Raw genomic sequence first — 25,380 nt, forward strand, 5'->3', positions numbered from 1 at the left:
TTTTCTCCTAATCAGTAAAACCGAATGACAGCTGTTGCTGTGCAGGTGATGGTAATAATGGCGTATCTCGCAACACACTTTTTACATACTCCGGGGTTGCTTCATGAATGGTGTAATGCGGTAGCTCGTTATTGGTAATAAAGTACCGGGCTCGTTTTAACACTACGCCAATTTTCTTTAATCCATTCAGATTTAAGCGCCCATGTTTTCGGGCCACCATAATCATTTTCGCCGACTTCACTCCCACGCCGGGAATGCGCAAAATAGTAGCGTAATCTGCCGTATTCACATCAACCGGAAAACGTTCCGGATGACGAATTGCCCAGGCCAGTTTAGGGTCCATATCCAAATCAAGATAAGGACTTTTATCATCCAGAATCTCATTGGCATTAAATTGATAAAAACGCATTAGCCAGTCCGCCTGATACAAACGATTCTCTCGCTTCAGACAGGGATCTTTCACTACCGGTAAGCGTTTATCATAGGTATTCACCGGGATATATCCGGAGTAATAAACGCGTTTCATGCTTTGGCGCTGATACAACGCGGATGAGAGATGCAGAATATCTTTATCATTATCTTTAGCTGCACCAACGATGATTTGAGTACTTTGCCCTGCTGGCGCAAAACGGGGAGCTGAACGAAATTTCCGTCGCTCTTCCAGGCTCTGCACCATGCCCTGCTGAATATAGTGCATTGGCTTATACACACTTTGATGATCTTTTTCTGGTGCCAGCAGTTTCAGGTCCTGTTCCAGAGGGATCTCAAGATTCACACTCAGGCGATCGGCGTACAATCCTGCCTGATAAACCAGTTCCTGACTGGCACCCGGAATGGTTTTCATATGGATATAACCATTGAAGTGGTGAACTGTGCGTAGATCTTTCACTACCCGCAGCATCTTCTCCATAGTGTGATCCGGACTCTTTATCACGCCCGAACTAAGAAACAGCCCTTCAATATAGTTACGCCGATAAAATTCAATCGTGAGTTCCGCTAACTCTCCGGGTGTAAAAGCCACCCGTTCAATATCGTTACTGCGACGGTTAACACAGTAAGCGCAATCAAACAGGCAAAAGTTAGTTAGCAATATTTTAAGCAACGATACGCAGCGGCCATCTTCAGTAAAGCTGTGACAAATTCCCCAACCGCTGGTGCTGCCTGTCATCCCTGCTTTATTACGCCGCGTGGTTCCACTGGACGAACAGGACACATCATATTTCGCTGACTCCGCCAGAATGGTCAGCTTGTGAAGTACACTCTCTTTCATGTCGATCTCCGGGCGTTATCATTTACCACCAATATACTGTATAAATATACAGCTATCAATATATGATAATAACCAGAGCAACAGAAGTCAGTGAGAAAAGTAACAACATAAATTGAATCAAACTGATAAAAAGACTTAATAGTTCACTTTTATACCTCTGGACAACCATAGTCTATCATCGGGAGGGACGGGCGTAGGGGTCGTAGCAGCTTTAGCTGCCGGACAAACAGGCAAAGCCTGTTTGAACAGCGCTTGCGCTGGCCCGAAGGGTGAAACACCGCTAGGTGTTTCATAACTGCCCCTAGCCCGGCCAGGCCCGATACACTCCAATGTTAAGTACAAATTGTTTTCCGACCGGACACACTATCAATATAGGCTCGATGTTATCCCGGTCGGAATATCCTCAACAGCCGATTTATCAACAAATAAACAAAATAAATATATATGATGAGCCATCATCCGACAGCCCATCACTGAATGGTGAACAACCCGACTTACCTTACAATAAGCACTGATGTGGTTGCATAACGAACAATACTGGAAGCATTAGAACCTAATAAGTGTGTTTTTATATTAGGTCGTTTGGAGCCAATGACAATTAAGTCAGCGCCGATCTGCTCGGTGACCTCGACAATCTCATCTCTGACAGATCCAAAACTCATTGAATAAGAGACGCGATCTTTAGGCAGGTCGATAGTGGATGAGATTTCTTCCAGTTTTTTCTTGGCTTTAACGGCCGCTTTATCTTGCAGCTCCATATAGCCTAACTCATAAGAATTAATGATGGATGTTGACATGGGAAATACATGAAGCAGCCGGATTTTAGCGTCTGACTGTTTCGCCAAATGCACCGCGTATTCCAATGCTTTGCGGGTTAATTCGTCTTCCATGATATCTACGGGTACTAAAATAGATTTGTACATGCTGCACGCTCCTATTTTTTGTATACCTGGATCATCTATTTAATTATATCGGAGAAATGAATAATCTGTTGTGAGCTGGTTAACTTATTGAACTATCAATGCACGAAATCAATTTGTATGAAAAATAGCCTTGTTCTGAAATTGGTTAAGATGAACTTAAATGAGGAGTTGAAGATAACCCGCATCAAATGAAGAGAACATTGTGAGGCTCCCTGCTATACAGTGATAAACCTCTCACTTTTTATGTCTAATCAAAAAAATTAATCAAACCGGGTTGTGCATGTTTCATCGCTGTGCTTTTATTAACGGTACTGACATTTTATATATTGAAAAGGTAAACCCTGTGATGCCATCTCAATTCACTTCGACTCTTCTCCTTACCGCGCAACCTGCCGCGGTGGTCGTCGTGCGTGTGGTGGTGGTCGTCGGCAGTGCGCCGTAACGGGTCCTAATCAACGTAACGATTTCGAAACCCCGCCGGCGCAAACCGGGCGGGGTTTCTGCTTTATAGACTCCCTGCCCCGAGTGCCCGGCCTAACGTAAAGGAAAAAAATTATGGCCACTTCGGGTATGCCACATCAACGAACCCGTTTTACGGGTGCTGAGTTAATTGTTTATTTACTGGAACGTCAAGGGATCACGACGGTCGCAGGCATTCCTGGAGGTGCAGCGTTACCACTGTATGATGCACTGGGGCAAAGTACCATTATTCATCATGTGCTGGCTCGTCATGAACAAGGTGCAGGCTTTATTGCACAGGGAATGGCGCGTTCTACCGGTAAAGCTGCGGTTTGTATTTCATCCAGCGGTCCCGGTGCTACCAATCTGGTCACTGCCATTGCCGATGCCAAATTAGATTCCGTTCCGCTAGTCTGTATTACCGGTCAGGTTGCTTCCAGCATGATAGGTACTGATGCCTTTCAGGAAGTAGACACCTACGGCATTTCAATTCCTATCACTAAACATAACTATCTGGTACGGGATATTAGTGAATTGCCAAAGATTATGTGCGATGCATTCCGTATTGCTGAATCTGGCCGCCCTGGCCCGGTATGGATTGATATTCCTAAAGACGTTCAAACCGCCACTATTGAGCTGAGCGAACTACCACCCATTCCGGTGCCCGATCAACCTCCAATGTTCGATACGGCTCTGGTAGCTCAGGCCGCAGAAATGATTAATCAGGCGAAGCGCCCGGTATTGTATTTGGGCGGCGGTATTATTTGTGCTGATGCCCATAAACAGGCGATAGAGCTGGCGGAGCGTGCTAACTTACCAACCACCATGACATTAATGGCACTGGGTACCTTGCCCGCTGAGCATCCATTATCTTTGGGCATGCTGGGGATGCATGCTAATCGTAGTACTAACCTGATTCTACAAGAATCGGATCTGTTGATTGTTATGGGCGCACGCTTTGACGATCGCGCTATTGGTAAAGCAGAGCAATTCTGTCCAAATGCCAAAATCATTCATGTGGATATCGATCGTGCTGAATTGAGCAAGATACGCCAACCTCAAATTGCTATTCATGCAGATGTTGGTCAGGTTTTAGAGCAGTTATTACCTCAAATTAGCGCACAACCACGCGACGAATGGATTAAAACTGTTAACCAGTTCCGCCAACAATACCCGGTTCAAATGCCGGATGCCGATAATCCATTAAGCCATTACGGATTGGTACTGGCTGCCGCCCGGGCAGTAGACTGTGAAGCAGTTATTACTACCGATGTGGGTCAGCATCAAATGTGGGTAGCTCAGGCTTACCCTCTGTGCCGCCATCGTCAATGGTTAACATCAGGTGGGTTGGGCACTATGGGCTTTGGTTTACCGGCTGCTATCGGTGCCGCACTGGCAGATCGTAACCGTAAGGTTTTATGCTTCTCCGGAGATGGCAGCCTGATGATGAATATTCAGGAAATGGCAACTGCGGTTGAACATAATCTGGATGTAAAAATTATTCTGATGAATAATCAGGCGTTAGGACTGGTTCACCAACAGCAAACGCTGTTTTATCAGGAGCGTATTTTTGCTGCAGCTTACCCTTATCGTACCGACTTTATTAAAATTGCCGCTGGTTTTGGCATGGATACCTGCGATCTGAACGCCGAACAAGATCCGGAAGCCGCTCTGGCAGAAGCCATTCGTCGCCCTGGCCCTTGTCTGATTCACGCGCTAATCGATATTAACCAGAAAGTTTTCCCGATGGTACCACCAGGTGCCGCTAACATCGAAATGGTTGGAGCTTAATTATGTCTACAGAACAGTCTCAGCAACATCAAATCGCTTTAGAGCTAATTGTTCGCAACCATCCGGGCGTTATGTCACATATTTGTGGCCTGTTTGCCCGCCGGGCATTTAACGTAGAAGGTATTCTCTGCATGCCATTAAAAGGTGATACAGAAAGTCGTATCTGGCTTTTAGTACAAAAAGACCAACGCCTGTCCCAGATGGTTAGTCAGGTAGAAAAACTGGAAGACGTACAACAGGTCAAATACAGTGAAGATCTAAGCGTATTTGACCAACTAAGAAGTTTTATTCAGTAACATAACGATTTTTTCTGTGAGGGTAATCTTAATTACCCTCACAGGAAGATTAAACCTGATTCAGGCCGCATAATAATTACCCTGGTAAACCACAGAGCTTATACAGGTCCATTGAGTTTTTGATATTTAATTTATACATAATATTATAGCGGTGAACGCTCACGGTTTTCACACTGATATTAATTTTATCACCGATGTCTTTATTACTCATACCCTGAGATATATATTGAAATATTTCATATTCTCGTTTTGATAATGAGTCAATTCGTTTAACTTCATCATCATAAAGGTTATATTTAGGAATACACTGGAACCCATCAATGACCAATTGAGAGACTAATATTAATGATTTAATGTCATGTGTTTTATCAATAATGCCATCAATGGAATACTTCATGGCATTAAGAATATTCATGCCGGAGGTTTCTGATACTAAAGCAATAATTTTCGTGTCCGGGCTTACGCTGCGTATTCCTTCAACCAGTTTATCTCTGCCTGAATTTATCAGGTCGATACTAATTAGAACCAGATCAATACTTAAACTGCTTACTCGTTCAGCAATATTATCCGTAGTATTGGTTACGGTTATTACCTCAAGACAATCCGCATCTTTTAGTAATTCGCTAATCGCGAAACAAACGAACTGATTACTGTCAACAATCAATGTACGAATAACTTGTTGTTTCATTTATAACATCCTCGATTTAAAACTATTAGTTCGCTCGAATATTTCATCATAAATTATAATGAAACACTCTCCGCTTATATTGCATATAAGAATAACACCCTTATAGTTTGTGAGATTTTAGTAAAACTATATCTGACAAAACATGTTGGGCATTACGTTAAGTAATGACGTTCTAAAATACCGACTACTAAAATCCACCTGTCCTATATTTGACACTTGAAATATCAGGCCAAACATGTTGTAAAAATAATAACTCGACAAAACACCTATTGACTACGATTTCACTGTCCTATTTTGGACACCTCTTGAATACTGCTTCTGAATGGTGATCCCTGATAATCGTGCTGACATAAAAGTCAATTGCTCAATATTGGATACTTGACTCACTGCCACCGATGCGTTGCAAAGAATAATAGTACTTAATGCCCCACCCTGATATTGGTTGAGTATCCAATATTGGACCTCGCGCCATAAAGAAAAGTATGCATTTCATATGATGATAAAAACTACCGATATAATAGTGAGATAGTAATCAACACCAATATAATCAAACAAACCAGTCGATGATGCTAATCACACTTCTTTAACTGGTTCATTACCATGAACTTCAAGACATTGATCACATTATTCATCCAATCGATGCACCACATTTGTTAAATCTGTATAGTACACATCATTTTTTTGTACTCGACGCGTTTATTGTGCTGCTATTTTATGTGTCTCATCTTGGAGAAAAATATGATGGATGTTCCATATACGGTAAACCTACTGATTGGTGCGATTGTTGCCATTGCGGTGGGTTACTACATTATCAAAGGGTATTCTGCTACCGGAGTACTACTGATTGGCGGTCTGTTACTACTATTAATTAGCATCTCTTTAGGTCGCCCGATCCTGGCAGAAAAGGCATCGACCGGATTTCTGCTAACTGACGTTTTTGAATTTATGAAAACGTTATTAAGCAATCGGGCCGCCGATCTTGGCATGATGATTATGATTCTGTGTGGATTTGCTGCTTATATGACACATATTGGCGCAAACGATATGGTGGTTAAGCTGGCCTCCCATCCACTCAAATATATTAACTCCCCTTATATATTGATGATTGCCGCCTATTTCGTCGCTTGTCTGATGTCACTGGCAGTATCATCGGCTACCGGACTGGGCGTGTTATTAATGGCTACTCTGTTCCCATTAATGGTAAATGTGGGAATAAGCCGGGGTGCGGCAACCGCAATTTGTGCCTCTCCTGCTGCGATTATCTTATCCCCGACTTCTGGCGATGTGATTGTCGCGGCTGAAGCCTCTAAAATGGGCGGTGATAAGCTGATTGAATTTGCTTTCCATACCACATTGCCTATTTCCATCATTGCTATTATTGCTATCGCCATTACTCATTTCTTTTGGCAGCGCTATCTGGATAAAAAAGAGAATGTCGTTAGCGAAAAGCTGGATGTCTCACAAATTAAAACCTATGCACCTGTGGCTTACGCTATTTTGCCATTCCTGCCAATTATCGGTGTATTAATCTTCTCCGGGAAAATCAGCCTGCCGTTCACTAATGAACAAGGTGTTGCCCACGTTATTCCTAATCTGAACATTATTACCATCATTATTATCTGTATGGTGCTAACGGCAGTTATTGAGTTCTTACGCACTTTCAGTGCCAAGAAGATGTTTGCCGGTTTAGACTCAGCCTATCAGGCAATGGGTGATGCCTTTGTGACTGTGGTTATGCTGTTAGTGGCTGCGGGAATTTTTGCTCAAGGGCTAAGTTCTATCGGGTTTATTGCTGGCCTGATTCAGTTAGCTGAATCTTCTGGTGGCGGTGCCATGATCATGATGCTGGTTCTGGTGGTTATCACTATGTTGGCCGCCATGGCAACGGGTTCTGGTAATGCGCCGTTTTATGCCTTCGTGGAATTCATTCCTAAGCTGGCGGACCAAATGGGCATCAACCCGGCGTATCTGGTTATTCCTATGCTACAGGCATCAAATATCGGGCGCACCATGTCTCCGGTATCGGGCGTGGTGGTTGCTACCTCAGGGATGGCAAAAATATCACCGTTTGAAGTAGTTAAACGTACATCAGTACCGATGATTGTTGGTATGATCGTGGTTATTGTTGCCTCTCACTTTAAAGTGCCGCTAAACCTGTAGTTATTTTATTGCTATCGCCGATATTATTCGGCGATAGCTTATTTATTCTCTTCTGTTCACATCTGATTAATACCGCACGCTTGGTCAAATAATAACCTTAATAAAATAATTAACTCAGGTTATTGATTAACCAATTATTTGATCGCCAATAGTCATTAATATTTTTTGTTATCACTAAGTTATAGAATTAAAACGCCTTTTTATTTCAATTTAAACGGCGTATTATCCGCGCAGTTCATTATTTGAAACGATTCACTTTATGCGATCACTCCCTGCCTCTTTAAAACAAATGACGGATGTCACGTCGCTGGCTTTTCTGTTTATTGCCTTTTTAACTGGTATTGCCGGTGCATTACAGACGCCAACCCTGAGTCTGTTTTTAACCACAGAGGTACAAACTCGCCCGGTTCTGGTCGGCCTGTTCTATACCGGTAGTGCCATCATCGGCATTATTATCAGCCAGATGATCGCCAGCTACTCGGATAAATCTGGCGACCGGAAAATGCTGATAATTCGCTGCTGCTTGTTTGGTGCATTAGGCTGCATTTTATATGCTTTTAACCGCAACTATTTTTTGCTGCTTACCGTTGGCGTGGTGCTATCCACCTTTGGCTCAACGGCAACACCACAGTTATTTGCTCTTGCCAGAGAACATGCAGATAAAACAGGACGAGAAGCGGTAATGTTTAGCTCTATTTTACGGGCTCAAATATCGCTGGCGTGGGTGATTGGCCCGCCATTAGCTTTTGCACTGGCTTTGGGATTTGGTTTTAAAACCATGTATTTCTCTGCCGCTATCGCATTTGTACTCTGTTCTGTAGTGGTTTGGTACGCCTTGCCTTCTATGCCCAAAGCGAAACAGGCAACTAATACCCCGGTTCAGGCCCCGCGCCAGAATCGGCAATCGGTGCTGTTGCTATTTATTGTTAGTTCTTTGATGTGGACCTGTAACGGCATGTATATCATTAATATGCCGCTTTATCTGATTAGTGAATTGCAGCTGCCTGAAAAGCTGGCTGGGGTGATGATGGGAACCGCCGCCGGTTTAGAGATTCCGGTAATGCTGATCGCCGGTTACTACGCCCAGCGATTAGGAAAACGTAAACTCATGCACTACGCCATTGTTGCAGGGTTGCTGTTCTATATCGGGTTATTCTTCTTTACCTCCCCCTGGATATTGCTGATTTTACAGCTACTGAATGCCATTTTTATCGGTATCTTAGCCGGTATTGGCATGCTCTATTTTCAGGATTTGATGCCGGGTCAGGCCGGTGCAGCCACGACATTATTTACCAATACGGTTCGGGTTGGCTGGATTGTTGCAGGATCACTGGCAGGTACCGTAGCAGAGATATGGAGCTTCCACGCTGTCTTCTATATTGCTGCCGCTATGTGTCTGGCAGCAACCCTGTGTTTGCTGAAGATTAAAGTCGCATAATTCACTAATCATTAATCATTAATCATTAATCAATTGGAACACACCAATATCCTGATCAAAGATACTGGTGTGTTCATTCAATCATTAAATAATGCCACCATTTACCCGCAGCGTCTGTCCATTAACCCATGCCCCATCCGGCCCGGCTAAAAACGATACCGCAGAGGCGATATCTTCTGGCTGCCCCAAACGTTCCAGCGGCGCCAGATGAGCCAGTTTCTCAACCAGCTCCGGGGATTTACCATTCAGAAATAATTCAGTCGCCGTCGGTCCCGGAGCTATGCTATTCACGGTAATATTACGACCGCGCATCTCTTTGGCCATTACGCTGGTCAACGCCTCTACTCCCGCTTTGGTTGCCGCATACATACCATAACCGGGCTGAAGTAAACCAACCACCGATGAGGAAAAATTGATGATCCGTCCACCGTGTTTTAACCGTTTTGCCGCTTCCCGGGAAGTGTAAAACGTTCCTTTCAGATTAATATCCAGCAAACGCTCTACATCCGCATCACCCATCTCTTCAACCGGTGCTAAAGCCATCACCCCAGCGTTATTAACCAGAATATCAATGCCACCAAAAGCCGCCTCCGCCTCATTAAACAGACGTTTAACCGCGCTGGCATCACTAATATCGGCTTGAATGGCTATGGCCTGTGCCCCATCCAATTGCAGTTGATGAACCAACTCATCCGCCATGACCTGATTACCTGCATAGTTGATGATCACAGAAAAACCATCAGATGCCAGACGTTCTGCAATAGCCGCACCAATTCCCCGGGATGCTCCGGTAATTAAAGCCACTTTTTTTATAACCTGTTGTTTCATAAATTTGTCCCACCTGATTGGTCCGTTTTACATTATGACTATGAATTATTTTAGTCTATCGCCAACGGGATCTTAATGTGTAGAAGATTAACTGTTTTTATTTCATGCAAGTAGCAGATACTGACACATCAATAAAGATGATAATAAGAATCATTTAATTTTACTCATTGATATTATTGAGTTATTTATTCTTGGCTATCCCGACAACGAATGTTAAACTGCCTGCCGTCATTGGGGAGTAGCCGGTTTTTGTTAACACAACAAAAGCGCTTGTATCAACATACTCGCATGAACTTCACAGGTTCAGCGTGGTGCAGGCAACCGTCAGGTAGGCGAGACCATAGACATATTGCGCACACTGTAGGTTGGGAGGTGCCCAATATGTATATGAGGAGCCCGGCCGGAGAAACTAAACAGTGAACCTTTCTGCAACACTTATCCTTGCTTTTGGTATGTCTATGGATGCTTTTGCTGCTTCCGTAGGTAAAGGCGCAATTCTGCATAAACCCCGTTTCAGGGAAGCATTCCGCACAGGACTTATCTTTGGCTGTATTGAAGCCATCACGCCATTAATTGGCTGGGGAATTGGACTGGTCGCGGGCCAGTATGTTGCCGAATGGGATCACTGGGTAGCCTTTATCCTACTGTTCATTTTAGGTTGTCGCATGATTGTTGAAGGTTCGAAGCAGCCTGAAGCGGATGCACCAAAACTACGTCGTCACTCCTTCTTAATTCTTGTTACTACCGCATTTGCAACCAGTCTGGACGCTATGGCGGTTGGTGTTGGCCTCGCCCTGTTGCAGGTTAATATTATTCATACCGCAATGGCAATTGGTCTGGCTACCATGATTATGGCAACGCTGGGAATGATGGTAGGACGTTTTATTGGCCCCATTCTTGGTAAACGCGCCGAGATTATTGGCGGGATCATTCTGATTGGTATCGGTATTAATATCTTGCTTGAACATTTGGAGTGGGTTGCTTAAACCAACTCTGACAGCTTATCGCCCATCCACACATGGGCGATATTAACGGCTATTGGCTTTCCTGCCGATGAATCCTTGTTAATACTATGCCGTTTTCTATCTTTAATGAGTTACTTCACCTGTTCTGCATCTGCCCGAGCTTGATTCAGTATCGCTTTTGCTATCCATTTCGTTACGGCCTGAACATCATCATTTTCCAGCTGCCAGATATCTTTTAATACCATAAACACTTCTGAGCCATAAATAATCGACAATGCGTGGTTTACTTTTTCGACCAGATCCGCAGGTAATTCATCATTAAGCGGTGCAGTTACTTGCTTAAGGATCTGTTTACGATGCCCTCTGACCAGTTTTTCCCGCTTTATTGATACATCAACTGTATCATCCGTTTCTGATTTAAACAGCGATGCTCGCTCTTCTGCCCATTGTTGCAAAGATAACAATAATGCTGCTCTCAGTGCGCCTTCATGTTTAAACATTTGCGGATAAGCAAAACTCAGTAACTCATTAACTCGCTCTTCAACTCTGGTTTGTTCTGGCTGCCACAAAATAATGGGTTTAAGACTTTCATCCACTACGGCTGAAATCAGATCGCTTTGAGTAGGAAAATAACGATAGGCTGTTGCCCTGGATACCTGCGCTTCTGTGGCCAATTCCGTCACGGTTGGAAAAGCACCCTTTTCAAATAATTTCATGGCCTGTTTAATCAGAAGATTATATTTTCTTCTTTTTAAATTGGTCAGCTCACGTTCTTCAATACCAGATTCCATTTATTGCCTCTGCTTTGTATTAAAAGTCTTGCTCTAAATATAGTATCAAAATATTTCAATAATAAAGATAAATTAATAGCGCAAAATAAATTCAATGATTTCAATAAGTAAATATTCCCTTATCGATAACTTCAAGGGTAACAGTTTCCCCATAACACTTATCATTAATGACTTAATAATTGATTAAGGATTGGCTGATTAACTGCTGACTATTCACCAATTACTCATGGTCAGAGATAGTTATTTATGAGAAAAGTTGCCCGGATAAAATGTAACGATATTCTATTTGTTATTGCGGTTACTCTGTTTATCACTTTTATTCAAAATACCCGTTTTTTTTATCGGGCATGGCAGATCGTCGAGCCAGACTCCCTGCGTAACATTCTTTTCTCCGCCTCTATGCCGGTGCTATTATTTTGCTGTCTGAATGTCATCTTTAGCTTATTACTGCTTCCCTATCTCCGTAAGCCGGTCGCTATTATCTTCATTTTAGTCGGTGCTGCCGTTAATTACTTTATGTATAGTTTCAACACGGTTATTGACGGGAATATGACTCAAAATGCGCTGGAAACCGATCTCCATGAGGCCCTTGACCTATTCTCTTTTAAAATGGTGCTGTGGTTTACACTGATTGGCATTATTCCTGCCATCATTGTTGCATGGACAAAGATCACGCCTTCTCGCAGCTGTTGGCGTTTCGTGTGGGTAAGAGCTACCAACATTATCGTTTCACTACTGGTGATTGTACTAATCGCACTGTTTTTCTATAAAGATTACGCACCGTTTTTCCGCAACAATAAAGATATGGTCAAACTGCTTACCCCTTCTAACGTAATTGGCAGTCTGGTAAAAAATCTTTCGAATTATATTGATTCCCGTAAACCATTTGAACAAATTGGCCTTGATGCCCATAAAGGTCCGTTAATTACGCAACAGCCTAAAAAAACCTTACTGGTTCTGGTGTTGGGGGAAACAGCCAGAGCAGAAAACTTCTCTTTGGGCGGTTATTCACGTAATACCAATCCTCAATTATCAAAACGGGATAATGTCACCTATTTTGATAATGTTAGTTCCTGCGGTACGGCCACCGCCGTTTCTGTACCCTGCATGTTCTCCAATATGCCCAGAAAACAGTACAGCGAATCAACCGCTAAACATACTGAAAATGTCATGGATATTCTGGCACGTGCAAAAGTTAACGTGCTGTGGCGCGATAATGACAGCGGGTGTAAAGGGGTATGTAATCGCGTGCCATATGAAGATGTTACTAAATTGAAGTTGCCGGAATTATGTAAAGATGGTGCCTGTCTGGATGATATCCTGTTGTATAAGCTGGATGATTACATCAATACCCTCGACAACGACGGTATTATTGTTTTACATCAGATGGGCAGTCATGGTCCCAGCTATCACCAGCGTTATCCAAAAGAGTATCGTCAGTTTACGCCAACCTGCGATACCAATGACATTCAGGATTGTGACGTAGCCAGCCTGCGTAATACCTACGACAACACCATTGTGTATACCGATGCCATGCTGGACAAAACCATCAGTCTGCTGCAAAAACATCAAGACAAATTTGCTACCGCGATGATTTATCTGTCTGACCATGGTGAATCACTGGGAGAAAATGGTCTGTATCTGCATGGTACTCCTTATGCCATCGCCCCAAGTCAGCAAACTCATGTGCCTATGTTGATATGGACTTCTGCTGAATATCGCCAGGCACAAAAGCTGGATGAGGGGTGTTTAGCCAAAGAGGCAAAACAAAACGAATTCAGCCAGGACAATCTGTTTCACTCTTTGTTGGGCATTTTCAATATTCAGACAACGGAATATCAGTCGACTCTGGATATGTTCAAGAGCTGTCGTAAAACCAGTTAATTCACTATTCTGATGATCGGACAGGAGAAATTATGAGTAAAGTTCAAGCAACAGGCATCACCCGTATTGTTAATGCTGCCGGATATTCCCGCGCCGGGTTGATTGCCGCCTGGAAAAATGAAGCAGCTTTCCGTCAGGAAGCCATTTTGTGTCTGGCCGCAGTAGCGATTGCCTGCTGGCTTAGCGTTACTTCTGTTGAACGAATCTTACTGATTGGCTCGGTGATTCTGGTGGTAATAGTTGAACTACTTAATAGCGCAATTGAAGCTGTGGTAGACAGAATTGGTGCTGAACATCATGAATTATCGGGTCGGGCTAAAGATATGGGATCGGCAGCGGTGTTAATCACTTTATTGCTGGCTGCATTAGTTTGGGGAGGGGTTTTATTACCCTATGGATTTAGATAATTTTTTATATCCTCATCAATTTCTATAATTCCTACTTTAGTACTTGTGAATCCTCCGGCCGTAAGCACATCATGGTGTACGGCCGGAAACAATTTCCTTATCAGTAGCAATCGGTCCGAATATCTAAACTATCGCCAGAAGCCAACCCTAACACTGAATCCACCTTCCTCTCGATTGGCGAAATTAATCTCCAGACCATGCAGTTCAGCGATTTGCTTAACAATAGAAATCCCCAAACCGCTGCCAATTTTTGTTTGTCCTGGCGGACGATAAAAACGCTCACCTAATCGCTGTAAGTGTTCCTCAGTGACGCCTGGCCCACTGTCTTCAATCATTAACTGCTGCTCGGTTAAGGTGACGCTGACTGAACCCTCTGCCGGAGTATAGTGCAATGCGTTATCCACCAGATTTCGAACCAGCAATGATAGTAAAACTTCATTTCCCTGCCTGTCCGGCGGCATACCCTGATAATTTATCTGCAGATTTATTTGCTGCTCTTTTGCACTGGCAAAAAAAGCAGGCTGCATATCCTGTATTAACTGCTGCCAGTTAATGGTTTGCTGTTCCGGAATACCTGATTGAGCATCAAGTCGGGATAAGGTTAATAGTTGATCTACCAGCCTAGAGGCACGATCGATACCAATCGTCAGATTATTTAACGCCCTTTTCTGTACTTCAGGTTTATTTACCGTCAATTGAGCCACTTCGGTTTGGACCCGAAGAGCCGTTAACGGGCTGCGTAGTTCATGAGCAGCATCAGAAACAAAGCGTCGCTCCCGCTTAAGCATGTCACCAATACGAGCAAACAGCAGATTTAGCGCATCAACAAAGGGTTGCACTTCTGGTGGCAGATTTTTCTCTTCAATGGGTGTTTCATCATCCGGTTTTCGTAGCTTAAGCTCAGAAGTTACCCGCTTGAGAGGTGCTAATTCACGGTTAATCATTAGTGTAATAATAATCAACATAATTGGAATCATGGTTCCCCAAGGGGTTACCTGATGATCGAGCAAGATCGACTTAGCCAGTCGCTCCCGGTAAGCATTTTTCTGCCCGACAGCAATAATAAAACGCTGGTCCTGAGACTTAAGCCATAACACTCGCCATAGCTTACTTTCTCTGAACTCGGGAATCTCTCCCAACTTAGTATCCGTCGGGGAGTAAAAGAAATCGGGTACATCATCTCTGTCAGTCAGTAACTTTTTGCCATCAGTGGTGAAAATAGCAAATGAAAGTGCATCCCGGGCTTGCTTAAATTGATCGGGGCGAAATGAGGTATTGTTATTTTTAGCCTGAATCGTCAGTAAATCATCCAGACCTGAACGTTCCAGCCGTTTAGCAAACATAATCTGTTCCGCATCATATGCCAGTCGAATACGATGACGAACTTTAACGTAACCAATGGCTGATGAAATGACCCAGGAAAGCAGAATCAGAATAGTGAAAATCAGGATAAGGCGCGTACGCAGGCTTAATCTTTTCATTTTTCATCGCCTAAGGCATAACCCATTCCGTAAATAGTACGGATAAGATCTTTACCTAATTTATGACGCAAATTATGAATATGTACTTCTACCGTATTACTGCTGACGTCATCACTCCATGAGTATAACTTTTCTTGTATTAGCGCTTTGCTTAATACTCTGTTCTGACTCAGTAAAAATAATTCCAACAGCTTTAATTCTCTGGAGGTGAGGACTACTGGTTCACCCGCTTTAGTTACCACATAGTTGGCGGTATCTAATGCTATATCTTTATATTGAATAACTGAGCTTAGCTGCCCATGACGGCGACGAACCAAAGCCTGAAGACGAGCAGCCACTTCTTCCAGTGCAAACGGTTTGCACAAATAATCATCCGCGCCGAATTGTAATCCGCTCACCCGCTCTTTTATGGCATCACGCGCGGTTAAAATCAGTACCGGTGTGTCTATTTTTTTCTGACGCCAGTATTTGAGAATATCCAGCCCATCAATATGGGGCAGGCTCAAATCAAGAATCACCGCATCATAAGGCGCAGAATGGATAGCATTTTGTCCCTGTAAACCATCATTAAACCAGTCAATAGTGAAACCAAACTCAGTCAGGCCAACCTGAATTCCATCACCAATCAACTCATCATCTTCAACCAGCAGAATCCTCATGCCGGGCTCCTGTTTAATTAATTTCACGCCAGCTAATAACAACCTTAAAGCCGCCCTGTTCCCGATTACTAAATTTAACGCCCAGTCCATGTAAATGCGCAATACGCTGTACTATAGACAATCCCAGTCCACTGCCTGTCTTTTCCTGACCTGGTGGACGAAAAAAGCGTTCACCAATACGTTGCAAATATTCATTGCTAACACCGGGGCCTTCATCCTCCACGCTAAAACTATGTCTATCTAACGTCACGGTGATGGAGCTACCCTGTCGACCATAGCGAATCGCATTATCCAACAAATTACGCAGCAAAACCGATAACAGCAGTTGCTGCCCCTTAATGAGTGCAGGCTTCTGATGGATATCTAAACGGATATCAATACCTTCTGTCTGCGCTTTAGGGTAGATATCAGCAATGGCGTTTTGTAGCAGTGCCTGCCATTCTATTTGCTGTACATCATCTAATTGTGAAAATGAATCCAGTCGTGAAAGCATTAATAACTGATCAACCACTCGCGTAGATCTGTCTATCCCATCCGTCAGATTAGCCAAAGCATGCTGACGCATCGCTTCATCGTCACCAGATAATTGCACCACTTCGGTCTGTACTCTGAGCGCTGCTAAAGGGCTACGTAATTCATGCGCAGCATCGGAAGTAAAACGCCGTTCCCGCACCAGCATCATACCAATACGGGTAAATAATTTATTTAGAGCATCAACAATTGGCTGAATTTCACTGGGAAGCCGGCTCACTATTAACGATGATTCATCATCAGGCTGGCGTCGATTAAGTTGATTCGCAATATGGCGTAACGGCTTTAATTCCCGCGTAATCAACCAGACCATCAACAAAGCCATTAATGGTAATGCTATCAACCAGGGTTTGAGCTGTGAAATTAGCAAATCTTCCAGCATATCATCGCGGTAATCCAACTCCTGACCAACAGCAACGATATAACGACTATCAGCCGTTTTTAACCAGACAATCCGCCATAGATCGTCATCTTCGTTAATTGCGCTATTTGCAAAGCCATCCTGATGATAGTTGAAGATAAAATTACTGCCATTATCTCCATCATGTAGCACCATTTTCCCATCGGGAGTAAATATGGCAAAAGCTAAAGCATCATCGTCCTGAGCCCCCCGATTATGGCGTAATAACTTTTTAGTTTTTGGTAACTGCTGAGAAATATTACCGATAGTTGCGGGTTGCAATACTGAAAGCCGCTTGGCAAATATCATTTGCTGAGTATCAAACATCTCATCAATATTTTTACTGGTTTGCCGCCACGCCAGAAAACTGGCTATCGACCAGGTTACTACCACCAGCAGAATAAACAGAAGGATCAAACGCAGTCGCAAACTCAGTGTTTTCACTTATTGTCCCCCAGCGTGTATCCCACTCCATGTACCGTACGGATAAAATCATTTCCCAGTTTGCGCCGTAAATGGTGAATATGGACTTCAACCGCATTACTGGAGACCTCTTCATCCCAGTTATACAGTTTTTCTTCAATCAGAGGACGCGGCAGAACCCGACCGATGTTGTGCAAAAACAGCTCCAGAATTGCCAACTCTCTGGGTTTAAGGATAACAGGCTCTCCATGACTGGTTACACTCATGGTTGCGGGTTCATATACTACATGCCCATAGGAAATAGTTGGGGTAAGCTGACCATGGCGCCGGCGAATCAAAGCCTGCAATCGTGCTGCCACTTCGGTCAGGGCAAATGGCTTACACAGATAATCATCAGCCCCCTGCTGTAACCCATCGATACGCTGTTCCAGTGCATCGCGGGCAGTCAAAATGAGTACCGGGACATCATGACCGCTTTTGCGCCAGTCGCGCAGAATATCCATACCGTCAATACCCGGCAAAGAGAGATCGAGAACAACAGCATCATAAGGTGCAGCATCAATTGCCCGTTGGCCACTTTTCCCTTCAGAAAACCAGTCCACGCTAAAACCCAGTTTAGTCAATCCGGACTTGACTCCGTCACCAATCAGCCGATCATCTTCAATTAGCAAGATACGCATAATCTACTCCCATTAATTAACGGCCCATTTTTACAGGATAAACTCCAGTCTGGCTATTGCCGAAAGCCCGTTACGCAAATATATTTTTTATTTTCATTCTATTAAGATCCTGTTAAGAACTTAGTGATTTAATAGTTAGCGAAAAGAGTAGATCACCTGTCATTGAGGGAATAAAACATGAAAAAATTAACGATGTTAGCTTTAGTTGCCGCATTAGCCAGCGCTCCTGCTTTTGCTCAAAATAGCGCTTCAAATGGTGGATTTAGTGGCCCCGGAGCAACGACTACCGCACCAACTCAACAAGGTGGCGGATTTTCAGGCCCTAATGCAGGCACCATGACGGTTGAGAAAGCCTTAACCATGAGTGATGATACCTGGGTTACCCTGCAGGGAAATATCGAACAGCAAATCGGTAAAGAGTTGTATGTATTCCGCGATAAAACCGGCACTATTAATGTTGATATTGACCACAAACGCTGGAATGGTCTGACTATCTCTCCGACTGATACTGTAGAACTACAGGGTGAGATCGATAAAGACTGGAACTCTATTGAGCTTGATGTGAAGCAAATTAAAAAGATTAAGTAACAACCCGTTTAGCAGAAAAATGCCTTCTTCCATTTCCTGATATCCTTACCTTTAGCCTGATTATCCTGTCAGGCTTTTTTTTAGCCAACGAGCTGAGTTATCTGATTTTTCAGGCCACATATCATTTACCGCTTTGTATTTTTATTCAGCTCTGACATTATCAAAGCATAAAGCCTGTAACTATGGATATATGTCGGAGTTTCAATGCTGGAAACCTCTCTTTTTGTTGCCACTATCGCCACCCTTGGCATGCTATCACCGGGACCCGATTTTTTTCTGGTAATTAAGAATGCGGCCCGTTATCGTCGTTCTGTTGCCATGGTAACTGCGCTCGGCGTTATTCTTGGTGTTGCTACCCATATGTCATATTGTGTCGCAGGTTTAGCGGTCGTCATTACCGCAACGCCCTGGCTGTTTAATCTGTTAAAGTATGCTGGCGCACTCTATCTAATCTGGATTGGTATTCAGGCTCTGCTATCTCGCGGTGGTAGCAAAATGGATATTACAAACCTTGATCGCCAACAAACCAGCTATAAAAATGCCTTCATTCAGGGATACCTGTGTAATTTACTGAATCCCAAAGCCACACTGTTTTTTCTTTCCGTTTTTACTCAAGTACTCAGCATTGATTCCAGCACCGGCGAGAAATTATGGTACGCCTTTATTATCTGGATCCTGGCCGTTATCTGGTGGCCACTGTTAATTGTTCTGATTCAAAGTGCCCCGGTTCGTCGTGGACTGGCAAAAGTTCAAAGCATGGTGGATAAAGTGCTTGGCGTAGTACTGATTGGTTTAGGTATTAAAGTTGCTTTAGGATAAAGCAACTCGCTACAGTAGGCCGTTATTGGACGGCTTACTGTTTCCTTCGACTATCTGTTTTTAATCAATAATCGTTAATGATGTGACAATGTCACTGTAAATTCTCTTCTATAGCTTTATTCCCCCTGCTTACCACTGATTTCAAAATCAGTCCACATCAACAATATTAATAATAATTATTATCATTCGTATTTTCATGTAGTAGCATATGCAACGCCTGTTTGCCCGGCATTTAAAACCAATATTAAAGATTCGGCATCCACCTCGGAGCACAGTCTTTTGTTTTTATTATCATACTCAGGGATACACAATGAAAACCAGATCGTTAAACACACTCTGTCTGGCCATTATCAGTAGCTTCACTCTTCCCGCAATGGCGGCAGAAAGTGAAGAAACCATGGTTGTTACCGCATCGGGGTTCCAACAGGTACTACGTAATGCACCAGCCAGTATTAGCGTAGTTACACGCGAGCAACTGGAGAAAAAGCCCTTCCATAATTTGGGAGATGCGGTAAAAGATGTTGAAGGCGTCAGCATCACCGGTAGTGGTACCAATAGTCAGGATATCTCTATTCGAGGCTTACCCGGTGACTACACTCTAATTCTGGTTGACGGTAAACGTCAAAATAGCCGTGAGTCACGTCCTAACGGTAACGGCGGCTTTGAATCAGGCTTTATTCCACCCATGGAAGCCATTGAGCGCATTGAAGTAATTCGCGGCCCGATGTCTTCACTATATGGTTCTGATGCCATGGGCGGCGTAATCAACATCATCACTCGCAAAGTCGGCAGCGATTGGAATGGTGCTGTGAGTATGGATGCTACGTTGCAGGAAAACTCCGACTCCGGGAATATCTATGCGGGTAACTTCTACCTGTCTGGTCCGTTAGTTGAGAATCGCGTTGGATTCCAGCTATATGGCTACGGTAATTACCGACCAGAAGATGACATTATTGAAGGATACAACGAAAACGATAATAAAGGTGTTACCGCCAAACTGAGCTTTACGCCTACGGATACTCAACAAATCATTTTAGAAGGTGGTCGCGCGATACAAAAACGCGAGTCAACGCCAGGAAAATCCATTGAAGCCTATACGGTTCGCGGCTCACTTAAACAGCCTAATCCCAAAACAAATATCAATAATGAACGTAACCACTGGGCGCTGACGCATACCGGACAGTGGGATTTTGGTTTTTCCGACATTAGCGTGTATCAGGAAAAAACTAAACGCAGCACCGAAACACATACTTTGGACAGTTCTACCGGCTCCTGGAACGGTGGTTATAGCGACAGAAAACCAGAAATCACCAATACCGTAGTGGATGCTAAGTTAACCCTTCCTTTACCATCCAACATGGTCACCATTGGTGGTCAGTATCAGTATTCTGAGTTAAATGATGACTCAACCACCGGCAGAACAACCGCAGAGAAAACAGACATTACTGCCTGGCAGAAATCGGTGTTTATTGAGGATGAGATCGCCCTGCTGGATGATTTAACCTTTACCGGCGGCGTACGCTTAGACGACCATGAAACCTACGGCGATTACTGGAACCCACGTGGCTATCTGGTCTATCACCTGACAGATGAAATTACGCTGAAAGGTGGTGTAGCAAAAGCTTTCCGTGCACCAACCTTACGTGAAATCAGTCCTGATTATGGTACCGCCACTCAGGGTGGTGCCGGCATTATGTATGGCAATCCTGACCTTAAGCCTGAAACCAGTGTAAACCAGGAGATCGGCATTGCTTACGACCATGAGTCTGGTTTCAACGCTGCCCTGACACTGTTTAATACCGACTTTAAAAATAAGCTCACCAGCTACAGTACCGGCGGCAAAGACCCGATTACCGGTTTAAATCTGTACACTTATGACAACGTTGGTAAAGCAAATATCAAGGGCGTAGAAGCCGCGACCACCATCCCACTGGTGACCAATTGGATTCTGGGTTTGAACTATACCTATCTGGACTCCAAACGCAAAAGTGATGATGAATTCTTCACTTCTGGTGAATCACTAAAGGGACAACCGCTAGCACAAACGCCTAAGCACAGTGCTAATGCTAAGTTAACCTGGACGGTTAATGACGATCTGGAAACCTATACCCGCGTAACCTATACCGGTAAACAAGTATGGGCAGCACAACGTAACAGTTATACCGGCCCTCGCTATCGTGATGGTTTCACCACTGTTGATGTGGGCGGTAGTTATCAAATTAACAAAAATACCCAGTTAAACCTGGCAGTGCTGAACATTACGGATGAAACTGGTGATGATATCAATACTAACGGCGGGAACTGGATCGTTGAAGATGGCCGCCGCTATTGGGCCGGTATTAACGTGAAGTTCTGATACTGCATGGCGGAGTCACTATTCTGGCTCCGCCCGGTAATTTATAAGCAATGGTGTCCCCATGTCTAAATTAATCGCGCTGTTCTCCATGCTGCTGTTTTCCACCGCCCTTAGCGCCAAACCACAGCAGACCATTCCTCCTATTGATAAAACAGCCTATCAGCACTTCCAAATTCAACAATATGATATGAATGCCGATGAGCAACGCAGTTATCGAATCTATATTGCCGTTCCCAATACGCCACCGCCCACTTCCGGTTATCCAGTGTTATATATGCTGGATGGCAATGGTCAGTTCCCGCTGGCGGTAAACAGTTACCATCCTGATAATGGTCCCGCTCCGTTAATTATCGCTATTGGTTACCCTGGCGATGTTAGCTATAACACCGTACCACGCACCCGTGACTATACACCACCGGCCGAAGGGGAAGAGTTTGCTCAGGGAGGAAAAGCTGAAATATTTAACCAGTTTATTAACCAACAGTTAAAACCCTGGGTGAACCAGCACTATGCGGTTAATCAACAGAAACAGACATTAGCGGGTCATTCATTTGGTGGATTATTTACGCTCTACACGCTGTTTAATCACCCTCAACAATTTCAGCACTATGTTGCAGCCAGTCCTTCGCTCTGGTGGGGAAATGGTGTAGTAATTCCTGCTAGTTCGCCATTGTTATCTCAGTGGCCGGAATCCATTCTGGTAACCGTTGGAGAGTATGAAGAAAAACCTAATCCGGCAGATGCCAATAAGCCACAAGATGCGGAGCGCGCCAAAAGGCAGGCAAAACGCCAACAGGTAACCAAAGCCCGTGCACTGGCGGCAGAGATGAAGCAGCAGGGAGGCAATGTGAACTTCATTCTGTTCCCCGGGAAAAACCACGGTAGCGTTATCCCTGATGCCATAAAAGCAGCGGTGATTACAGCTGGAAAAACATAATACTACATCTGATAATTGCCCTTTCCGTTAACGCGCTTAATCGGGCGCTAACGGAAAGATTTCAATTAATTATTCGTCTTCTTTTTTACTGTTATCGGTATAAGCTGCTGCAATCTCCGGCGGCAGATTTTGCACTACTAAACTCTGAGGACTGGAAAGCTTAACGTTTGCTGCCCGTAACCGCTTCAGAATATCAAATAACAAATCGCTTTTGGTTCGGCTGACAACCCGTGGACTACTAACATAACCCGTAACGCTTAGCGTAATACCATCTGGCGTTAACTGGCTAAAAGAGACAGAAGGCGCGGGCGTATCCTGAATAGCTTCATGGGCTACGTAAGCTTCCAGCAAAATACCTCTTACCTGTTCAGGATCGATATCCAGTGGGAAGATTAATGGAATGGTAGCCACACCCTGAGCATTGCCCATGGTGACGTTACGCACATTTTGGGAAATTAGCTGAGAGTTAGGCACAATCACCGTTGATTTATCACTAAGTTGAATTTCAGTGGCCCTGACGTTGATACGTCGAATATCCCCTTCAACACCGCTGATACTGACCAAATCCCCTACTTTTACTGGCCGTTCCGTCAGCAAAATCAAACCTGAGATAAAGTTCTTAACGATCTCTTGCAGACCAAAACCGATCCCCACTGATAGCGCACTGACGATCCAGGCCAGCTTATTCCATTCAATACCCAGCAATGACAGAGTAATCAGAATCAGTAGCACATAACCAATATTGCTAAACAGCGTAACTAAGGACATCCGCATTCCGGTGTCCATTGCTGTTTTCGGCAGGAACTTCGTTGCCAACCAGCGACGGGCAGTGCGCAGAATGTACAAGCCAATCACCGCGCTGATTAAGGCGCTCATGACGTTTGCCGGAACGATATTTATTTTGCCAAAGCTATCACTTCCCAAAATATCGATAGCTTTATCAACAATGGTCATTGGCGTGGTAGCACCATAAGTGCCATTAAACAGCGCAATCGCTGCCAACATAACCAGAATAGTATTACCTATCGCGGAAAATAGAATGGTTGCCTGTTCCAGATAGCGATTGTCCAGACTTAACGCCTGTTTAATCCATTTTCCACTGGCGTGATTGACTGAGAACAGGCTTTCACACAAGTCGCCCATCAACTTAGTGGTTAAATAAAGGCAGGAGAAAACAATACAAACCCACACCAGTTCATAGGTTAAAAAGCGCGCCAGTGGAATATAACCAATCAGCAATGCCAGCACGATTACGACAGAAACGGCGCTAACCACTAAATGAATCAGGCTACCCAGCGAGGTTCGGGGTTCCAGTGGTTCACCTAACGCTACCATCTCCCGACGGATACGATTAGTCCGACGCGTTGCTCGCCATACCAGTAACGCAATTAATAACGCGGCAATACCGTTACTAAAAATAGCGGCAGAGACGCTACTACCAATAACATTATTGAATTGTTCCAGGGTGCCAAATAACATCAACACAATCGCGATCCCGGTGGGATAAGGCTTAAGTGCGATGGCAATCAGATCCGGCATCGGTATCAGTCGCCATGATGGCCGTTGAATAGACAGCAACGCCCTGCCCAACCCGGCAATCAGCCCGGAGAAAATGGTTAATCCTAATATCCCATTAGCAAAGTTATCTACCAGTGGCGGTAGCGTATTATTGCGGGCAAATACCAAATAAAACAGGTTCGCTCCGCCGTAAATAGTAATAACCGTCACAATAACCGTCGCAAAAGCTAAAAAGGTACGACGCAAGCGTCCATCAGGAAAACCCCAAATGCTTAACCATACCAGCGCTTTTTCCAGATATTTACGAGCATAGAGCCAAACTCCAATAGCCAGAGCCATCAAAATGATTGAACCAAACAATCGATCGGGCTGCCAGGCTTGCGTAATATTATCAGACAACATTTGGCTAAAGCCGACAATTTTAGTTCTGTCATCTACCTGTGGACTAAAAACAGGTGCCCAAAAACGCGGCCCTAAAATACTGCCGGAATTTAATGCCAACTGGGTTTTCAGCGCGTTTCGCCGTAATTCTATGATTTGCTTTGACAGGTTGCTGGCATTGGTTTTTAAAGTTTGAGAGTGTTCTAACTTTTTCTCCGTTGCCGCTTTATTCGTATTTAACGCCGTGCGTTGTTTAGTCACTTCCGGCGTTTCATCTAACGCACCAGGTGCCGGTGCGGGGCCAATAACATCCAGTTGTGCCTGAATTTGGGTTAATACTGGCGTCAGAATACCAATGTATTCATCCGCTTTATGTGAAACCTCCAGCGCCTGAGTATTCAGTAAGCTAAACTTTTTATCTTTAGTAACGGCAGAAACCTGTTGTTTAATGTCACTAAGTTGTTGCTGTAAACTTTCAAGCTCTGTGGTACTGACGTCTTTCTTTTCTTCCTGTTCTGAATCCTGGTCCTGTGGCTTAGCCTGTGTTTGATCTTGCGGTTTATTTGCCGAAGGTTTGGTATTGCTGCCAGCAACAGGTAGAGATTTAGGTGCTGCATATACCGAAGGTACCGTTGTGCCAATCACAGTCAATAAACAAATTAGAAGCAATATTTTTGAAAATCGATACATACAGCAATACTCCAAAC

Annotated in this window: 22 protein-coding genes and 1 riboswitch; of the genes, 12 read left to right on the forward strand and 10 right to left on the reverse strand. The window is 44.0% G+C overall.

The genetic code is table 11. The features are described 5' to 3' along the window. Positions 1-7: 7 nt before the first annotated feature. Positions 8-1,270 carry a putative DNA modification/repair radical SAM protein gene (locus tag GOL65_RS03075; RefSeq protein WP_140918726.1) on the reverse strand — a complete coding sequence of 421 codons (1,263 nt, stop codon included), beginning with the start codon at positions 1,268-1,270 and terminating at the stop codon, positions 8-10. Positions 1,271-1,764: 494 nt separating this feature from the next. Beyond that, the gene (locus GOL65_RS03080) at positions 1,765-2,193 is read right to left on the reverse strand and encodes a universal stress protein (protein ID WP_140918727.1); all 429 of its coding nucleotides are present in this window, start codon (positions 2,191-2,193) and stop codon (positions 1,765-1,767) included. 346 nt (positions 2,194-2,539) lie between these two features. Between GOL65_RS03080 and ivbL the strand changes: the two genes are divergently transcribed. From ivbL to ilvN, 3 genes are all read left to right on the forward strand, one after another. Further along, positions 2,540-2,635 carry an ilvB operon leader peptide IvbL gene (ivbL, locus tag GOL65_RS03085; RefSeq protein ID WP_108899406.1) on the forward strand — a complete coding sequence of 32 codons (96 nt, stop codon included), beginning with the start codon at positions 2,540-2,542 and terminating at the stop codon, positions 2,633-2,635. Between the two features lie 113 nt (positions 2,636-2,748). Beyond that, positions 2,749-4,443: an acetolactate synthase large subunit gene (ilvB, locus tag GOL65_RS03090; protein ID WP_140918729.1), complete on the forward strand. Its 1,695-nt coding sequence runs from the start codon at positions 2,749-2,751 to the stop codon at positions 4,441-4,443. 2 nt (positions 4,444-4,445) lie between these two features. Then, positions 4,446-4,739, forward strand: a complete 294-nt coding sequence (gene ilvN, locus GOL65_RS03095) for an acetolactate synthase small subunit (protein ID WP_140918730.1) — start codon at positions 4,446-4,448, stop codon at positions 4,737-4,739. 76 nt (positions 4,740-4,815) lie between these two features. Here ilvN and GOL65_RS03100 read toward each other — a convergent pair whose 3' ends face one another. After that, complete coding sequence (locus GOL65_RS03100) at positions 4,816-5,427, reverse strand: response regulator transcription factor (protein ID WP_140918731.1); 612 nt, start codon at positions 5,425-5,427, stop codon at positions 4,816-4,818. Positions 5,428-6,168: 741 nt separating this feature from the next. On the opposite strand from GOL65_RS03100, the gene dcuC reads away from it, so the two are divergent. Together dcuC and GOL65_RS03110 are read left to right on the forward strand one after the other, a co-directional pair. Continuing rightward, a complete protein-coding gene (gene dcuC, locus GOL65_RS03105; RefSeq protein WP_179038363.1) occupies positions 6,169-7,587 on the forward strand; it encodes an anaerobic C4-dicarboxylate transporter DcuC in 1,419 nt (472 codons plus the stop codon). A gap of 259 nt (positions 7,588-7,846) precedes the next feature. Next, complete coding sequence (locus GOL65_RS03110) at positions 7,847-9,025, forward strand: sugar efflux transporter (RefSeq protein WP_140918733.1); 1,179 nt, start codon at positions 7,847-7,849, stop codon at positions 9,023-9,025. An 84-nt stretch (positions 9,026-9,109) separates the two neighbouring features. Here the strand turns inward: GOL65_RS03110 and GOL65_RS03115 are convergent, their stop codons facing one another. Beyond that, positions 9,110-9,853 carry an SDR family oxidoreductase gene (locus tag GOL65_RS03115; protein WP_140918734.1) on the reverse strand — a complete coding sequence of 248 codons (744 nt, stop codon included), beginning with the start codon at positions 9,851-9,853 and terminating at the stop codon, positions 9,110-9,112. Positions 9,854-10,074: 221 nt separating this feature from the next. Continuing rightward, a riboswitch (yybP-ykoY riboswitch) is annotated at positions 10,075-10,258 on the forward strand. Between the two features lie 11 nt (positions 10,259-10,269). Between GOL65_RS03115 and mntP the strand changes: the two genes are divergently transcribed. Then, on the forward strand, positions 10,270-10,839 hold the full coding sequence (gene mntP, locus GOL65_RS03120; protein WP_140918735.1) for a manganese efflux pump MntP: 570 nt from the start codon (positions 10,270-10,272) through the stop codon (positions 10,837-10,839). Positions 10,840-10,949: 110 nt separating this feature from the next. Here the strand turns inward: mntP and GOL65_RS03125 are convergent, their stop codons facing one another. Next, positions 10,950-11,609, reverse strand: coding sequence for a helix-turn-helix domain-containing protein (locus tag GOL65_RS03125; RefSeq protein ID WP_140918737.1), 660 nt, complete (start codon positions 11,607-11,609; stop codon positions 10,950-10,952). A 246-nt stretch (positions 11,610-11,855) separates the two neighbouring features. Here GOL65_RS03125 and eptA point away from each other — a divergent pair, with 246 nt between their 5' ends. Together eptA and GOL65_RS03135 are read left to right on the forward strand one after the other, a co-directional pair. Further along, entirely contained in the window at positions 11,856-13,493 is a 1,638-nt protein-coding gene (gene eptA, locus GOL65_RS03130) for a phosphoethanolamine transferase EptA (protein WP_140918739.1), read from the forward strand. A 32-nt stretch (positions 13,494-13,525) separates the two neighbouring features. After that, the gene (locus GOL65_RS03135; RefSeq protein ID WP_140918740.1) at positions 13,526-13,900 is read left to right on the forward strand and encodes a diacylglycerol kinase; all 375 of its coding nucleotides are present in this window, start codon (positions 13,526-13,528) and stop codon (positions 13,898-13,900) included. A 128-nt stretch (positions 13,901-14,028) separates the two neighbouring features. Here the strand turns inward: GOL65_RS03135 and qseC (GOL65_RS03140) are convergent, their stop codons facing one another. The 4 genes from qseC (GOL65_RS03140) to qseB are packed head-to-tail and all read right to left on the reverse strand — an operon-like array spanning position 14,029 to position 18,074. Then, complete coding sequence (qseC, locus tag GOL65_RS03140; RefSeq protein WP_140918742.1) at positions 14,029-15,381, reverse strand: quorum sensing histidine kinase QseC; 1,353 nt, start codon at positions 15,379-15,381, stop codon at positions 14,029-14,031. Continuing rightward, a complete protein-coding gene (locus GOL65_RS03145) occupies positions 15,378-16,040 on the reverse strand; it encodes a response regulator (RefSeq protein ID WP_140918743.1) in 663 nt (220 codons plus the stop codon). The genes qseC (GOL65_RS03140) and GOL65_RS03145 overlap by 4 nt, the downstream gene beginning before the upstream one ends. Before the next feature lie 13 nt (positions 16,041-16,053). Next, on the reverse strand, positions 16,054-17,415 hold the full coding sequence (gene qseC / locus GOL65_RS03150; protein ID WP_140918744.1) for a quorum sensing histidine kinase QseC: 1,362 nt from the start codon (positions 17,413-17,415) through the stop codon (positions 16,054-16,056). Beyond that, entirely contained in the window at positions 17,412-18,074 is a 663-nt protein-coding gene (qseB, locus tag GOL65_RS03155; protein ID WP_140918746.1) for a quorum sensing response regulator transcription factor QseB, read from the reverse strand. Before qseB ends, qseC (GOL65_RS03150) begins: the two co-directional genes overlap by 4 nt. A 177-nt stretch (positions 18,075-18,251) precedes the next feature. Between qseB and GOL65_RS03160 the strand changes: the two genes are divergently transcribed. The 4 genes from GOL65_RS03160 to GOL65_RS03175 all read left to right on the forward strand — a co-directional run bounded on the left by GOL65_RS03160 (position 18,252) and on the right by GOL65_RS03175 (position 22,774). After that, positions 18,252-18,662, forward strand: a complete 411-nt coding sequence (locus GOL65_RS03160) for a YgiW/YdeI family stress tolerance OB fold protein (RefSeq protein WP_140918748.1) — start codon at positions 18,252-18,254, stop codon at positions 18,660-18,662. Positions 18,663-18,866: 204 nt separating this feature from the next. Next, on the forward strand, positions 18,867-19,481 hold the full coding sequence (locus tag GOL65_RS03165) for a LysE family translocator (RefSeq protein ID WP_140918750.1): 615 nt from the start codon (positions 18,867-18,869) through the stop codon (positions 19,479-19,481). A 310-nt stretch (positions 19,482-19,791) separates the two neighbouring features. Beyond that, the gene (locus GOL65_RS03170) at positions 19,792-21,837 is read left to right on the forward strand and encodes a TonB-dependent receptor domain-containing protein (protein WP_140918751.1); all 2,046 of its coding nucleotides are present in this window, start codon (positions 19,792-19,794) and stop codon (positions 21,835-21,837) included. Between the two features lie 61 nt (positions 21,838-21,898). After that, the gene (locus tag GOL65_RS03175) at positions 21,899-22,774 is read left to right on the forward strand and encodes an alpha/beta hydrolase (protein WP_228723045.1); all 876 of its coding nucleotides are present in this window, start codon (positions 21,899-21,901) and stop codon (positions 22,772-22,774) included. 69 nt (positions 22,775-22,843) lie between these two features. On the opposite strand, the gene GOL65_RS03180 is transcribed toward GOL65_RS03175, so the two are convergent. Then, complete coding sequence (locus GOL65_RS03180; protein WP_140918752.1) at positions 22,844-25,363, reverse strand: DUF3772 domain-containing protein; 2,520 nt, start codon at positions 25,361-25,363, stop codon at positions 22,844-22,846. Between the last annotated feature and the right edge of the window lie 17 nt (positions 25,364-25,380).

It is taken from the genome of Limnobaculum xujianqingii, from assembly GCF_013394855.1.
GTDB lineage: Bacteria > Pseudomonadota > Gammaproteobacteria > Enterobacterales > Enterobacteriaceae > Limnobaculum > Limnobaculum xujianqingii.